The 13,682-nt window shown below is 69.2% G+C and carries 16 protein-coding genes; 4 read left to right on the top strand and 12 right to left on the bottom strand.

Features of this window, described 5'->3' with window-relative positions:
* Positions 1 to 297, top strand: a 297-nt coding sequence (locus ASF80_RS19055) for a hypothetical protein (protein WP_200934835.1), incomplete at its 5' end; no start/stop codon positions are given.
* 79 nt (positions 298 to 376) lie between these two features.
* Here the strand turns inward: ASF80_RS19055 and ASF80_RS17935 are convergent.
* A complete protein-coding gene (locus ASF80_RS17935; RefSeq protein WP_056313777.1) occupies positions 377 to 826 on the bottom strand; it encodes a hypothetical protein in 450 nt (149 codons plus the stop codon).
* A gap of 145 nt (positions 827 to 971) precedes the next feature.
* On the opposite strand from ASF80_RS17935, the gene ASF80_RS17930 reads away from it, so the two are divergent.
* Complete coding sequence (locus ASF80_RS17930; RefSeq protein WP_056313774.1) at positions 972 to 2,384, top strand: HNH endonuclease signature motif containing protein; 1,413 nt, start codon at positions 972 to 974, stop codon at positions 2,382 to 2,384.
* A 92-nt stretch (positions 2,385 to 2,476) separates the two neighbouring features.
* On the opposite strand, the gene ASF80_RS17925 is transcribed toward ASF80_RS17930, so the two are convergent.
* The 11 genes from ASF80_RS17925 to hemE form a co-directional block, all read right to left on the bottom strand.
* Positions 2,477 to 3,799, bottom strand: coding sequence for a glutamate-1-semialdehyde 2,1-aminomutase (locus ASF80_RS17925; protein ID WP_082488477.1), 1,323 nt, complete (start codon positions 3,797 to 3,799; stop codon positions 2,477 to 2,479).
* A gap of 124 nt (positions 3,800 to 3,923) precedes the next feature.
* A complete protein-coding gene (gene hemB, locus ASF80_RS17920; RefSeq protein ID WP_056313769.1) occupies positions 3,924 to 4,901 on the bottom strand; it encodes a porphobilinogen synthase in 978 nt (325 codons plus the stop codon).
* Positions 4,898 to 5,689: a uroporphyrinogen-III synthase gene (locus ASF80_RS17915; protein ID WP_056313767.1), complete on the bottom strand. Its 792-nt coding sequence runs from the start codon at positions 5,687 to 5,689 to the stop codon at positions 4,898 to 4,900. The genes hemB and ASF80_RS17915 overlap by 4 nt, the downstream gene beginning before the upstream one ends.
* Positions 5,686 to 6,702 carry a hydroxymethylbilane synthase gene (hemC, locus tag ASF80_RS17910; RefSeq protein ID WP_056313765.1) on the bottom strand — a complete coding sequence of 339 codons (1,017 nt, stop codon included), beginning with the start codon at positions 6,700 to 6,702 and terminating at the stop codon, positions 5,686 to 5,688. The genes ASF80_RS17915 and hemC overlap by 4 nt, the downstream gene beginning before the upstream one ends.
* Before the next feature lie 7 nt (positions 6,703 to 6,709).
* Complete coding sequence (gene hemQ / locus ASF80_RS17905; RefSeq protein WP_056313764.1) at positions 6,710 to 7,387, bottom strand: hydrogen peroxide-dependent heme synthase; 678 nt, start codon at positions 7,385 to 7,387, stop codon at positions 6,710 to 6,712.
* 93 nt (positions 7,388 to 7,480) lie between these two features.
* The gene (locus ASF80_RS17900) at positions 7,481 to 7,762 is read right to left on the bottom strand and encodes a hypothetical protein (protein ID WP_082488476.1); all 282 of its coding nucleotides are present in this window, start codon (positions 7,760 to 7,762) and stop codon (positions 7,481 to 7,483) included.
* Entirely contained in the window at positions 7,749 to 8,156 is a 408-nt protein-coding gene (locus ASF80_RS17895) for a phage holin family protein (RefSeq protein ID WP_056313761.1), read from the bottom strand. Before ASF80_RS17895 ends, ASF80_RS17900 begins: the two co-directional genes overlap by 14 nt.
* Position 8,157: 1 nt before the next feature.
* The gene (locus tag ASF80_RS17890; RefSeq protein ID WP_056313758.1) at positions 8,158 to 8,580 is read right to left on the bottom strand and encodes a hypothetical protein; all 423 of its coding nucleotides are present in this window, start codon (positions 8,578 to 8,580) and stop codon (positions 8,158 to 8,160) included.
* A 198-nt stretch (positions 8,581 to 8,778) separates the two neighbouring features.
* Positions 8,779 to 10,323, bottom strand: a complete 1,545-nt coding sequence (gene hemG, locus ASF80_RS17885) for a protoporphyrinogen oxidase (RefSeq protein WP_056313756.1) — start codon at positions 10,321 to 10,323, stop codon at positions 8,779 to 8,781.
* Between the two features lie 82 nt (positions 10,324 to 10,405).
* Positions 10,406 to 10,744, bottom strand: a complete 339-nt coding sequence (locus ASF80_RS17880) for a metalloregulator ArsR/SmtB family transcription factor (RefSeq protein WP_056313754.1) — start codon at positions 10,742 to 10,744, stop codon at positions 10,406 to 10,408.
* Positions 10,745 to 10,794: 50 nt separating this feature from the next.
* Positions 10,795 to 11,817 carry a uroporphyrinogen decarboxylase gene (gene hemE / locus ASF80_RS17875; RefSeq protein WP_056313752.1) on the bottom strand — a complete coding sequence of 341 codons (1,023 nt, stop codon included), beginning with the start codon at positions 11,815 to 11,817 and terminating at the stop codon, positions 10,795 to 10,797.
* Between the two features lie 61 nt (positions 11,818 to 11,878).
* On the opposite strand from hemE, the gene ASF80_RS17870 reads away from it, so the two are divergent.
* A complete protein-coding gene (locus tag ASF80_RS17870) occupies positions 11,879 to 13,180 on the top strand; it encodes a glutamyl-tRNA reductase (protein ID WP_056313750.1) in 1,302 nt (433 codons plus the stop codon).
* 145 nt (positions 13,181 to 13,325) lie between these two features.
* Positions 13,326 to 13,670 carry a hypothetical protein gene (locus ASF80_RS17865; RefSeq protein WP_056313748.1) on the top strand — a complete coding sequence of 115 codons (345 nt, stop codon included), beginning with the start codon at positions 13,326 to 13,328 and terminating at the stop codon, positions 13,668 to 13,670.
* Positions 13,671 to 13,682: the final 12 nt, after the last annotated feature.

Below are 13,682 nucleotides of genomic sequence, written 5' to 3'. Positions count from 1 at the left end.
GAGTCGGGGTCCGATGAGTCGGGGTCCGATGAGTCCGGGTCCGATGAGTCCGGGTCCGATGACGATGCAGACGCGGATTCCGGTGAGGGAGACCCGTCGGATGACGACCCGCGCTCCGCTGCTGTCAGCTCGATGCTCGCCGCAGCCGCACGCGCCTACTACGAGGACGAGCCGAAGGACTACCCGCTGGGCGAGCCTGAGGCATCCGACGCGCCGACCGACGCTCATGCCGAGCACCACGAGGGCGAGCACGACGAGCACCACGAGGGCCACGAGGGCGAGCACCACCAGTCCTGAGGCCGCGACGCCGGATTCCACGCGAACGCCCTCCGCGCCGAAAGGCTGCGGAGGGCGTTCGTCTCGTTCTGGGGGTGGATCAGGCCGGACGCGGACGGATCACCGGGCGACGGCTACCCTTCGACACCGGAGTCGGCGACGTGGCGACGATCTGCTCGACGTCCGCAGGCTCATCGGAGACGTCGAGCCTGAGCGCCTGAGTCAGTGCGAGACCGTGCCTGGTCGTGAGGATCAGCCGCCGATACTGCTCGTCGCCCGCGAGGTCGATGACCACGCTGGGGCGACGTCGACGGATCAGCACGAAGTCCACGCTTCCGGCGGCCTTCCACGTTCCCGCGGCGAGCACGCCGGGGATGTGCGTGCCGGGGTTCGGCACGCCGCGCAACCAGGTCCATGCGTCGTCGATCAGCTGCACCTTGGTGATGGTGTCGCGGACGAGCCGCACGTTGTCACGGTGGAAGCTCGCCGCACGCTCGATCGGCGAGAGCACGATCTCGAGTTGCGTCTGGTCGAGCAGCAACGTCACCATGCGTCCAGTCTGCCAGCGGCACCCTCCCAGATGTCTGTGTCTTGCTCACAGGAAGGCAACGATCCGTTGTCGGTTCCCACGATTCCACCCCTTTCCCATTCCGATGTTCCGCACGACTTTCGAACAAATCTACTAGACTCAGAGCATGACATCCGCCACCTCCACCGGTCTCGAGCAGCGCACGGAGCTGCTCGATTCCTGGGTCGAGAAGCGGCGGCAGATCGCCTGTCTCGAGGCGGAGGCATCTGATCTCCTCGCTGAGCGGATGCGGCTCGCCCGCTCGGATGCCGATGCCAGCCCGTTCCACCGTGATGCGATCCATCGATCGATGGTCGCGGAGTACTCAGCAGCCGGCCGCATGACCCAGGGCAGCGTCGAATACGCCTTCACCGACGCGGGTTTCCTCGACGCCAGCCATCCGCGCGTGCGCGAGGCGTTCCGGCGCGGCACCATCAGCGGTGCACACGTCCGCGAGATCGTCCGAGCTGCCGGAGTCGTGCGCGAGGCGGTGAACAACGGCCGAGCGGATGCCGACGTGCTGCCGCTGTACGACACCGTCGCCGTCATCGTCGCCGAGCGCGAGACAGCTGCGCGCACGCGTGTGCATCTACGGGAGCTGGCTGCGGTGCTGTCGGGTTCAACGACCACCGAGCGCCACGCACGGGCGGCGTCGGAGCGCACGGTGACCGTGCGACCGGCGGGAGACGGGCTCTCCGTCCTGACTGTCGTGCTCCCCGAGCACCTCGCCACGGCGATCCTCGATCGCCTCACGCAGCTCGCGCACGCCGTCATCCGCGGTCGCGACGACCGCGAGCCGGTGCTCGAACCGATCGATGACGGCGAAGATCCGGTCTACCCGGAGGACATCGCTCACGACGATCCGTCACGCGATGACTACGCGATCTTCGGCGACGGGACGTTCACGACCGACCCCACCTGCCCCGCGGGCCCCGCTGTCGAGCGCATCCCGGCAGATACGCGCACGCTCGATCAGGTGCGCGCCGATCTGCTGATCGACCTCCTGCTCGCCTCCGACCCGAGTGCCGCAAATGGCTCGGGACTCGACAACATCCAGGGGCGGATCCACGTCACGGTGGCCGCCACCACTCTCGCCGGGTGCGACGATCGTTCCGCGCAGCTCGACGGGCACGGCCCTCTTCATCCCGACATCGCTCGCGACCTCGCCGGCCGCAACGGCGGCTGGTCACGTCTGTTCCTCGATCCGACCGGCCTGGTCGTCGAGACCGACACCTACCGGCCCACCGAGCCGATGCGACGGTTCTTGCGGGCCCGGGACCAGCACTGCCGATTCCCCGGATGCAGAATGCCGGTGCATCGGTGCCAGATCGACCACACCTTCGATCATGCGAAGGGCGGCAGGACGAACATCCATAATCTGGGTCATCTCTGCGCGACCCATCACGTGATCAAGCATCCGGATGTCGCGGACGACCACAGGTGGACGGCGCACCAGCGTCCGGACGGAACGGTCGACTGGCTCAGCCCGCTCGGGCGCACCTACAGGGATTCACCGCGACGGCGAGTGATGTTCGTCTGAGCACAGCGTGCTCGTCTCAGCGAAGCGGGTTTGTGTCTGAGCGAAGTGGGGTGCCGACGGTTCGGCCGGCGACTCAGGCGGTCGCCGGCGACTCAGGCGTTCGCCTGCGCCGCTGCGCGGGCAGCGATCGGCAGTGCGGCCTCGATGCGCTGCAGCTCCTCTTCGCCGTGAGCGGCGGTGAGGAACCAAGCCTCGAACACGCTCGGCGGCAAGGCGACCCCCTGCTCGCGCATGGCGTGGAAGAAGGGTGCGTATCGGAACGACTCCTGAGCCTGCGCCTCGGCATACGTACGAGGCGCCGACGCCCGGAAGGATGCGCTGAAGAGGCTTCCCACATGGGCCACGGCGTGCGTGACACCGGCATCGGTCAGCGCGGTGTCCAGTGCAGCGGCAACGCGAGCAGCCGCCGCGTCGACCGTGGCATAGACCTCCGGCGTCGCGAGGCGCAGCGTCGCGAGGCCCGCTGCGACCGAGAGCGGATTACCCGAGAGTGTGCCCGCCTGGTAGACGGGGCCGAGGGGCGCCAGCATGTCCATGACCTCGGCACGTCCGCCGAGAGCTGCCAGGGGCATCCCCCCGCCGACGACCTTGCCGAAGGTGATGATGTCGGGCAGATAGTCCTCGCCCGCCGCAGCCTGAAGCCCCCAGAAACCTGCCGTGTGCACGCGGAAGCCCGTCAGCACCTCATCGAGGATCAGCAGCGCTCCGTGCGCGTGGGCGGTGTCGGCGAGCAGTCGGTTGAACCCGGGCACAGGCGGCACCACCCCCATGTTGGCGGCGGCCGCCTCGACGATCACCGCAGCGATGCGATCGCCGTGCTCGGCGAAGACCGCAGCCAACGCGTCGGGGTCGTTGTAGTCGATGACCAGAGTCTGAGCCGCGATCGGCGCGGGAACACCCGCGGACCCCGGCAGCGCGAGCGTCGCGACGCCCGATCCCGCCGCCGCGAGGAGGCCGTCGGAGTGCCCGTGGTAGTGCCCGGCGAACTTCACCAGCAGGTCCCGGCCGGTCGCTCCGCGCGCGAGGCGGATCGCCGTCATGGTGGCTTCGGTACCCGTCGACACGAGACGCACACGCTCGATCGGTCGGACCTCGCCGAACCGCACGCGGTCTGCGATCAGAGCCGCGAGTTCGACCTCGCCCTCGGTCGGAGCGCCGAACGAGAGTCCGCGGGTGGCGGCCTCCTGCACCGCAGCCACGACCTCGGGCTGCGCATGTCCGAGCAGCGCAGGACCCCACGAGGCGACCAGATCGACGTACTCGTTGCCCGCGGCATCCGTGACCGTAGCGCCCTTCGCCGAAGCGAGGAACCTCGGCGTACCGCCCACGGAGCCGTATGCGCGCACCGGCGAGTTCACGCCGCCGGGGATCACCGTGCGTGCAGCGGAGAACAGGTCGTCATTGCGGTCGGTCACAGCACACTCCTCAACGATGCGCGGAGCTCTCCCGGCATCCTCTCCAGGCTAGCCCGCACACCTGTGCACCGGACTCAGACGAGGACGCGATGACAGCGACTCAGCCCGAGGAGAAAGTGCTCGCTCAGCCCCGCAGCCAGCGGGCGGCTTCCGTCGCCCAGTACGTGAGGACGACGTCGGCACCCGCCCGACGGATCGACAGCAGGGACTCGAGGATCGACGCGCGACGATCGATCCAGCCGTTCGCCGCAGCGGCCTCGATCATGGCGTACTCGCCCGAGACCTGGTATGCCCAGACAGGAATATGCACGGTGTCGCGCACCTCGCGCAGCACGTCGAGGAAGGCCATGGCGGGCTTCACCATCACGATGTCCGCACCCTCTTCTTCGTCGACGACGGCCTCGCGCACGCCCTCGCGACGGTTGCCGGGGTCGAGTTGGTAGGTGCGGCGATCGCCCGTGAGCTGAGAGTCGACAGCCTCGCGGAACGGGCCGTAGAACGCGCTCGCGTACTTCGCGGCGTAGGCGAGGAGCAGCGTGTCGGTGAAACCCTCGGCATCGAGTGCCTTGCGGATCACTCCGACCTGGCCGTCCATCATGCCCGACAGGCCGAGAAGCTGGGATCCGGCGCGGGCCTGGGCGAGCGCCATCGAGGTGTACCGCTCGAGTGTGGCGTCGTTGTCGACCGAGCCGTCTGCCGCGAGGACGCCGCAGTGCCCATGGTCGGTGAACTCGTCGAGGCACAGGTCGGTCTGCACGACGAGCGCGTCGCCGACCTCGGCGGCGAGCACCTCGGTCGCGACATTCAGGATGCCCTTCGGGTCATCCGCGCCCGAGCCCTGCGCATCGCGCACGGCAGGCACACCGAACAGCATCACGCCGCCGACGCCTGCCTCGGCGGCGTCGGTCGCGACCTTGCGCAGAGAGTCGAGCGAGTGCTGAGCGACCCCGGGCATGGAGCCGATCGGCGCGGCCTCGGTGATGCCCTCGCGCACGAAGAGCGGGAGCACCAGCTGACGCGGCTCGAGAGAGGTCTCTCGCACGAGGCCGCGAACCGCCGGGGACTGACGCAGTCGGCGCAGTCGGACGTCGGGGAAGCTCACGGCGCCAGCTCGTCTGCCGCGTGCGGGAGGGTGAAGGTCGACACCGCGTCGATCAGCGCATCCACGGTCTGCTTGTCGGCGACGACCGTGATCGGGAGGCCGGCCTTTCCGGCATCCTTCGCGGTCCGAGGACCGATTGCCGCGAGAAGCGTCTCGTCGGGGATCTCGGGGAACTGCTCGCGCACCTGCGCCGCCACAGAACCGCTCGTGATCAGGATGGCGTTGATGCGGCCGTTCTCGACATCGCGCTTGATGCGATCCGTCACCGGCACGCCGACCGTGCGATATGCCACCACGCTGTCGACGTCGTGCCCGGCCTCCTGCAGCAGCACGCTGAGCACGGGCTTCGCGATCTCGCTGCGGAGGGCGAGGATGCGGCGGGGCTGCGTCTCGAGACCGATGAGCTGCTCGGCCATGCCCTCGGCCGAGTTGTCCTGCTCGGGAACCAGAGCGACCTCGTACCCGACGGCCTGCAGAGCGGCAGCCGTGGTCTCGCCGACAGCGGCGATCTTCGTGCCGCGAGGCACGACGGCCCTATGGGCGAACATCACGTCGACAGTGGTCGCGCTGGTCACGGTCAGCCAGTCGTACGACCCGCCGGCGAGCTGCGCGAGCGCCACGTCGAGTGCCGCCTGGTCGGTGGTCGGCGCGAAGTTGATCAGCGGCGCGACGACGGGCACCGCGCCCTGCGCGCGCAGGCTCGCTGCGACACCGTCGCCCCACGGGCCTCCGCGGGGTACGAGGATGCGCCAGCCGTCCAGCGGTCGGTCCTGCTTCGAATTGGTCATGATGAGGAATGCTCTCGGGAGACGAGGTCGGCCGCCCCTTGCTCGAGCAGCCGATGGGCGACAGACAACCCGAGCTCGCGCGCTGCGTGCATCGGGTCTGCACCACCGGCAGCATCCGCTCCATTGCCGCTGCCGTTCCGACGAATATACTCCCCGTTCAGGGCTTCGGTGACGTCGAGGCCGATACGCCGGGCCCCGTCGGTCGCGTAGACCACTGTCCTGACGCGGATCTCGTCGCCGTCGACGACCGCATGTGCGGCCATCGGAGCCTGGCATCCTGCGTCGAGTCCTTCGAGCACAGCGCGCTCAACCGTGACGGCCAGCCGGGTGGCCTCGTCGTCGAGTTCGGCGAGCGCCGCGAGGAGCTCCGCCGGAGCATCCGTCCTGGTCTCGACCGCGAGCGATCCCTGCCCCGGTGCGGTCGGCCACTCGGCGAGACCGAGCTCCTCGCGCCGAAGCGGCGAGTCGGAGCCGAGACGCGACAGCCCGGCGGCGGCCAGGATGACGGCATCCAGCTCCCCCGATGCGACCCGCTGCAGTCGGGAGTCCACGTTGCCGCGGATGTCGACGACCTCGGCGTGCGGAGCCCTGCGTCGCACCTGCGCGATGCGCCGCGGCGACCCGGTGCCGACCTTGCTGCCGGAACGCAGCTCATGCAGAGGCGTGCCCCCACGAGTGATCGCGACATCGCGGGCGTCCTCGCGCACGGGGGTGGCCGCGATGACGAGGCCCTCCGGGATCGCGGTGGGCAGGTCTTTCAGGGAGTGCACGAGGAAGTCGCACTCCCCCGCGAGCAGCGCCTCACGCAGACGCGTGGCGAAGATGCCCTGACCGCCGATCTCCGACAGGGAGGCACGGTTCGTGTCGCCCTCGCTCGTGATCGGAACGAGCTCGACGGTGCGACCCGAGATCCGCTCGAGGGCGGCGGCGACGTGACCGGACTGCGCCTGCGCGAGCGCGCTGCGGCGGGTGCCCAGTCGGATCGGTGTGGTCCGAGTGCTCTGAATGCTCATCGTCGACCTACTGCAGCACGTCCGCGATCTCGTCGAACCGGAGGCGACGCCCCGTGTAGAAGGGGATCTCCTCCTTCACGTACAGACGCGCATCGGTGTAGCGGAGGTCGCGCATGAGGTCGACGAGCTCGGTGACGTCATCGGCCTCGAGCGGCAGGATCCACTCGTAGTCGCCGAGAGCGAATGCGGCCACCGTATTCGCGATGACGCCCTTGAACGCGGCGCCCTTGCGACCGTGATCGGCGAGCATCTTTCGACGCTCCTCCTCGGGCGCGAGATACCACTCGGGCGTGCGCACGAACGGGTACAGGCACAGCCAGTCCTTGGGCTCGACGCCCCGCAGGAACCCGGGAACGTGAGCGCGATTGAACTCCGCGTCGCGGTGCACGCCCATGACGTTCCAGACCGGCAGCAGCGTGCGCAGCAGCTCGGTGCGACGCAGGCGCCGGAGCGCCTTCTGCAGGTCCTCTGCGGTGTCGCCGTGCAGCCAGACGAGCAGGTCGGCGTCGGCCTTCAGGCCCGAGACGTCGTAGAAGCCGCGGACGGTGACGCCCGAGTCCTCGACGTACGAGACGATCGTCTCGAGTTCCGTCGAGTCGGATTCGGTGACCGGAACGTCGGGGTTTCGTCGCCAGACGGCCCACAGGGTGAAGCCGGACGGGTTCTCTTCGCGCTCATCGGACATACGACCAGTCTGCCCCCTTTGCAGAGCGCTCGCGAACGCGAGTCAGGATGCCACGCAGTGACGCCTCGATCAGCGCGAGAGCGCCCCGAGAGATCAGCGCGAGAGAGCCCGAGCGATCACCCAGACGGCTCCGCCCACGACTGCCGCGGCGCCGACGGCCGCAGCGATCGCCGCAGCGGGGTTGCGGTCGGCGAAGACTCGCGCCTTCGCCGCTGCGCGCTTGGACGCCTTGTCGATCCGCCGCGGGAAGTTGCCCTTGACCTCGATGGCCGCGAGAGCGGCCTTCAGCTCGGCGCGGGCCGACTGCACCGGGTCGACGATCCCCGCGGGGACGGCGGTCTTCGGCAGCGACCTCGTGATGTCAGAGTTCGTCATCGCCGGCCTCCTTCACGAGTCGGATGTCCTCGCCCACCGCCTGCGCGGGGTTCTTCCGGGCGAGCACCTTGCGGAACTTCAGGATGCCGAGCAGCGCGAACAGCAGCACGGCGAGGATCAGGATGCCGAGCACTGCCAGCGCCGACAGCCACACCGGCCACCAGGACGACAACCCTGCGATCGCGAACACCAGGATCACCGGCACTGCCCAGAACAGGAAGAACAGGGCCACCAGGAACCAGACGGAACCGATTCCGGCATCCTTGGCGGTCTTCGAGACCCACGCCTTGGCTGCGTTGATCTCGGCCTTGACCAGGCTGCTGATGAGTTCGGGAAGGTCGCCGATCAGGGACAGCAGGCTGTCCTCGGCACGGTCGCGGTATCCGCGGGGCATGTCAGCTACCGGACTTCGCAGCGGTGGAGCGCGAGGAGGCCGGCTTCTTCGCAGCAGGCTTCTTGGCCGCGGGCTTCTTCGCGGCTTCCTTGGCCTCGTCGACGGCGTCCTCGGTCGCGTCGACGATGTCCTCAGCGGCCTTCTTGCCTGCGGCGACAGCCGAGTCGAGACGCTGGCCGGCAGTCTTGTCGCCGCCGCCGGCCGACTTGACGACCTTCTGCACGCCGGTCCAGATCGCACCGGGCACGGCCGCAGCCTTGTCGCCGACGTAGCCCTTGACCCGCTCGACCTGCTCCTGCACCGGGTCGAGGTTCCAGACCTTGAGCCACTGCGTCTTGATCTGCTCGTAGCGCTCGCGCCCTGCGCGCGTTCCGATGACGTATCCCACGCCGAGTCCTACGACGAGTCCGATCTTCCCCTTCATGGGGTCTCCTCACGTTGTTCCGGTGTGAACGCCTAGGGCGAACCGGCGGCTCGGCGCCGCCTGCCAGGTGTCCAGCGTAGCCCCGTATGCCGATTTCGGCATCTGTCTCGCACGGGGTTGACAGCAGAGCGACTTTCGGTTTCGCAAAGGGCGAGAGGGGCCGCATACCGCAGCTCCACGAGAGCCCACGCTCCGGAGTCAGTCCCAGAGCAGCGCGCGACGAAGGCGATCCGCCTCATCACGCGCATCCGGGATGACCTGCGCGAGACCGGTGCCGGCGAGCCACGCCCCCACCGCTGCGAGCCCGGAGACCGCCTGGATGGCGCTTCGCGCCGCCTCGCGTCGCGACGCCGAGCCGATGATCGACGCGGGCTGCGACTGCACGTATCGCGCACGGTGCGAGTCGACGAGGGCGCTCTCGGGGAGCGCGACGCCGAGCAGGGCGGATGCCTCACGCAGCGCGACTCTCGCGGCAGCGTTGTCGTCGAGGGCGGCAGTCGCCGCCGGTTCGCCCTGCGCCCCGAACGAGACGCGCAGCAGGTGCCGGCCGCCGGCCGCCTCGCGCACCCAATTCCATTTCGCACTCGAGTGGGTCAGTGCCTTGGCCGTATGACTTCCGGGGACCGTCAGCACTCCGGTGCCACGAGGAGCGCCATCGAGCGCCGACGCAGCCAGCAGCAGCGTCACGATCTCGATCTCGGGGGCGTCGGCCGCCGTGGTCTCGGCGAGCGCCGGCACGGTCGTGTCGAGGAGCCGCCGCGCGACATCCTCGGAGGTCGCGATCACGACCCCGTCCGCCGTGAGGTCAAGGTCTTCCACCTCAGCGGCACCGCGCTCATCGCTCACATCGGCACCGCTCTTCGCCTGGGCTCGCACGGCCCAGGTCTCCCCGGACTTGGTGATCTCCGTCACGCGAGCGGCGGTGCGGACCACTCCGCCGAGCTTCTCGATGTCGGCGACGAGCGCCTCGACCAGCACCATCATGCCGCCGTCGATCCCCTCGACCGCGGCGCCGGGAGCCTGGGCGGCGCGCGAAGCCTGGGCGGCACGCGCTGCACTCTGCTCGCGCAGCGCCTGGACGGCTCCGGACAACGAACCGACGCTCGTCAGCGCGGCATTGAGCCCCGGTGCGGCGATGTCGACGTCGACGTCATCGGGTGACGCGGAGTACACGCCGGTCGTCACGGGCGCCACGAGACGGTCGCGGACCTTGGCACCCATGCGCGATGACACCAGCTTGCCGAGGCTGTGGTTGTGGCCGATCGTCAGCGGCGGGCGGACTCGGTCGAGGTAGGCACGCCATGCTCCCGACCATCCGATGACGCGGCGGACATCCTCCTGGAACGGATTGCCGGGGATGCCGAGGATGCCTCCGACCGGCAGTGGCGCGGCACCGACCCCGGGGATGCCGGCGAGCCAGGCGCCTCCGGCGGCGGGGGCGACGATGCGATCGGTGAGCCCGAGCTCCTCGAGGAGCGCGCGCACCCGGCCGCCTCTGGTCGCGTAGCTCTCGGCGCCTGCATCGACCACGATCCCGTCGAGCTCGGCTCGACGGATCGCTCCGCCGACGGCATCCGACGCCTCCAGCAGCGTCACGCGCATGCCGACCTTCACGCATTCGCGGGCCGCGATCAGCCCGCCGATTCCACCGCCGACCACCACGATGTGTCGCTTCGCCGCGCGAACGGCCAGATCGGCGGGCTCGGCACGGGACGACTCACGGTTCGCGGGCTTCGGGGTCATGGGTCAATCCTTTCACCCGCAGCCTGGACGGAATCCGGTCGCCGACCGGAGAAACAGGCGCACGCGCCGGCCGAGCGCGGGCTCAGGCTTCGGCGGGAGTCTGTGCTCCGCGGCCGGAGCCGCGCTTGCGCACCTCGCGGAGCACCATCTGCTCGGGGCACACGGTCGAGAGGAAGTCGCCGACCGAGAGCGCCAGGCGCTCACCCACGAGCGAATAGAGGATGCGGTTGGCATCGCGTCGCTCACTGACGAGACCTGCCTGACGCAGCACGCCGAGGTGCCGCGAGATGGTCGGCCCGCTCGACGAGAATCGCGAGGCGATCTCGCCCGCCGCGAGCTCTCCCTCTTTGAGGTCCTGCAGGATCTGACGCCGGGTCGGGTGGGCCAACGCGGCGAAGATGTCTGACGCGCTATCTGCCATGTTTGCAATATAGCACCCGAGCTAGATACGCCTCCGGCGAGCGGAATCCGTCAGATCGAGTGCACCAGCTCGACGATGCGAGTGAGCTGATCGGGGTCGGTCTCTGGCGGCACGCCGTGTCCGAGGTTGACGATGTGGCCCCGGGCAGCGCGACCGCGCTCGACCACGTCGCGCACATGAGCCTCGAGCACCGGCCACGGAGCCGACAGCAGTGCCGGGTCGATGTTGCCCTGCACCGAGACGTCGGGTCCGAGGATCGCCGCGGCCTCATCCAGCGGCAGTCGCCAATCGACGCCGACTCCGTCTGCGATGCCACCCAGCCGCATGTCCGCGAGGAAGGGTCCGGTGCCGACGCCGAAGTGGATGCTCGGCACTCCGATGTCCTCGAGTGCCACGTGGGAGTGCGGGGCGACGAAGGCGCGATAGTCGGCGGTGCTCAGCGACCCCGCCCACGAGTCGAACAGCTGCACGACGGATGCTCCGGCATCGCGCTGGATCTCGAGGAAACGACGCGAGACCTGCGCCAGCCAGCCGGCGAGACGGTTCCACGACTCGGGATCCGAGTGCATCATGGCCCGAGCGCGCAGGTGCTCCTTCGACGGGCCGCCCTCGACCAGGTACGCGGCGAGGGTGAACGGCGCACCGGCGAAGCCGATCAGCGGGGTGTCGCCGAGCTCCGTCGTGACGATGCCGACGGCCTCGGCGATCGCGGTGCCGTCGAGCGAGAGCGGATCGATCTCCGTGATGCGGTCGACGTCCGCCGCCGTGCGCACGGGATTCGCGAAGACGGGTCCGCGACCGGCCTCGATCTCGACCTCCACACCGGCAAGCCGCAGGGGGATGACGATGTCGCTGAAGAACACCGCGGCGTCGACACCGTGACGACGCACCGGCTGCAGGGTGATCTCGGCGGCGAGGTCGGGGGTGAGGCAGGCGTCGAGCATGCGCGTTCCGACCCTCAGCTCGCGGTACTCGGGCAGTGACCTGCCCGCCTGCCGCATGAACCAGACGGGGGCATGCTCGGGTCGGGGGCCGGTGAGGGCGCGCAGCAGCGGAGCATCGGAGAGGGCCATGCATCCATCCTCCCATCCGGTCCTGGGCCGACCTGCATGAAGCCTCAGGTAGAATCGATGCGTGCTGCTGGTTGTCACGGCGAGTCACAAGACCGCCTCCTTCGAATTGCTCGAACGCCTGAGCCGCACCCCCGACGACGTCGCCTCCACTGTTGTGGACATGGCGTCCTGCGTGCAGGGTGCGGTCGTTCTTGCTACCTGCAACCGCTTCGAGGCCTACGTCGAGATGGACGAACCGGTCACCGCCGCCGGTGCGATCGGCGTCGAGGCGGTGCTCGAAGCCGTCGAATCCTCGACCGGCATCAGCACCGCAGAACTCGACGGCGCCTACGAGGTGCACTCCGGTCGCCGGGTCGCGGAGCATCTCTTCTCGGTCGCTTCAGGACTCGAGTCCGTCGTCTCCGGCGAGGGCGAGATCGCAGGGCAGGTGCGCCGCGCGCTGAAGTCCGCCCGCAAGGAGGGCACCACCTCACCCGAGCTCGAGCGTCTGTTCCAGCGCGCCAGCCAGGCGCAGCGCAAGGTCAAGAACGTCACGGCGCTCGGCCGCGCAGGTCGCTCGCTCGTGCGACTCGCGCTCGAACTCGCCGACAGCCGCATCGCCGACTGGTCGACCGAGCGCGTGCTGCTCGTCGGCACCGGCGCCTACGCCGCGGTCACGCTCGCGACGCTCCGCGAGCGCGGGGCCGTCAACATCTCGGTCTACTCACCTTCGGGTCGCGCCGAGAAGTTCGCCGCGAAGCACGGCATCCGCCCGGTCGCCGCCGAGGACTATGCTCGCGTCGCTTCACGATCGAGCCTGCTCATCACCTGCACTGCCGCCGCCGAGCCGGTGCTGACCCCCGAGCACCTGCAAGCGCCGACCGGCATCGCCCCCGAGGGGTGCCCCGTCGCGTCGCACAGCCAGATGGTCGTCGACCTCGGCATGCCCCGCAACGTCGACCCCGCCGTCGCGACCCTCGAAGGCGTCGCGCTGCTCGACCTCGAGACCATCAGCCTGCACGCCCCGCTCGAAGAGCTGCAGGCGACGGATGCCGCTCGCACCGTCGTGCGCGAAGCAGCCGACACGTTCCACGTCGTCGGCAGCCGACAGAGCGTGACTCCGTCGGTCGTCGCCCTGCGGTCGCACATGTTCGCGCTGTTGGAAGCCGAGATCGGCCGCGCCCGCGCACGCGGCGATGAAGACGGCAAGGTCGAGCAGGCGCTTCGCCACCTCACCGGCGTTCTGCTGCACACTCCGACCACGCGCGCGCACGAGCTCGCGGCCACCGGCCAGGCGGATGAGTTCGCCGCCGCGCTCTCGACGCTGTACGGCATCCAGCCGGTCGAGCCTGCACAGTCGTCGGACGCCGCCGCGACCGCCTGAGTCACCACCTTTTCTGCACGGCAGGGCGCCGGTCGGCCTCTGTCCCCCGTACTCGGGATTCGGACGACGCCTCACCCCACGCATCGCTCCTGCTTCATATCGTCGAACCCATGACAGCGTCCGACGCGCGGCGCAGACTGGGAGCATGCTCGTGGACCCGAATGTGATCGGCATCATCATCGCCCTCTTCGGCTTCACCGCGACCGTGCTCGGCGGGGTCTCCCGGATGCTCGCGAAGCAGTCGCGTGGGCTCGACGTGCGGTTCGACAGAATCGACGAACGGTTCACGAAGGTCGAAACGGAGATCGCCGAACTTCGAGTCGAACTCAAGGGCGACATCGCCGACGTGAGAATCGAGATCGCCGATCTGCGCACCGAACTCAAGGCCGACATCGCCGACGTGAAGACCGAACTCAAGGCCGACATCGCCGACATGAGAGTGTCCATCGCACGCCTCGAGGGTCCGCTTCCGAAGCTTCAGCGCATCTGATGCCCCCCCCCC

Source organism: Microbacterium sp. Leaf159, from assembly GCF_001423615.1.
Taxonomy (GTDB): domain Bacteria; phylum Actinomycetota; class Actinomycetes; order Actinomycetales; family Microbacteriaceae; genus Microbacterium.
This window is presented reverse-complemented; position numbering and strand designations above follow the sequence as displayed.

Coding starts and splice junctions, on each gene's coding strand:
- ASF80_RS17935 (WP_056313777.1), bottom strand. CDS start 826: ATGGTGACGTTGCTGCTCGACCAGACGCAACTCGAGATCGTGCTCTCG.
- hemG (WP_056313756.1), bottom strand. CDS start 10,323: ATGACCCCGAAGCCCGCGAACCGTGAGTCGTCCCGTGCCGAGCCCGCC.
- ASF80_RS17890 (WP_056313758.1), bottom strand. CDS start 8,580: ATGAAGGGGAAGATCGGACTCGTCGTAGGACTCGGCGTGGGATACGTC.
- ASF80_RS17880 (WP_056313754.1), bottom strand. CDS start 10,744: ATGGCAGATAGCGCGTCAGACATCTTCGCCGCGTTGGCCCACCCGACC.
- ASF80_RS17915 (WP_056313767.1), bottom strand. CDS start 5,689: ATGACCAATTCGAAGCAGGACCGACCGCTGGACGGCTGGCGCATCCTC.
- hemC (WP_056313765.1), bottom strand. CDS start 6,702: ATGAGCATTCAGAGCACTCGGACCACACCGATCCGACTGGGCACCCGC.
- ASF80_RS17895 (WP_056313761.1), bottom strand. CDS start 8,156: ATGCCCCGCGGATACCGCGACCGTGCCGAGGACAGCCTGCTGTCCCTG.
- hemE (WP_056313752.1), bottom strand. CDS start 11,817: ATGGCCCTCTCCGATGCTCCGCTGCTGCGCGCCCTCACCGGCCCCCGA.
- ASF80_RS17930 (WP_056313774.1), top strand. CDS start 972: ATGACATCCGCCACCTCCACCGGTCTCGAGCAGCGCACGGAGCTGCTC.
- ASF80_RS17865 (WP_056313748.1), top strand. CDS start 13,326: ATGCTCGTGGACCCGAATGTGATCGGCATCATCATCGCCCTCTTCGGC.
- ASF80_RS17900 (WP_082488476.1), bottom strand. CDS start 7,762: ATGACGAACTCTGACATCACGAGGTCGCTGCCGAAGACCGCCGTCCCC.
- hemQ (WP_056313764.1), bottom strand. CDS start 7,387: ATGTCCGATGAGCGCGAAGAGAACCCGTCCGGCTTCACCCTGTGGGCC.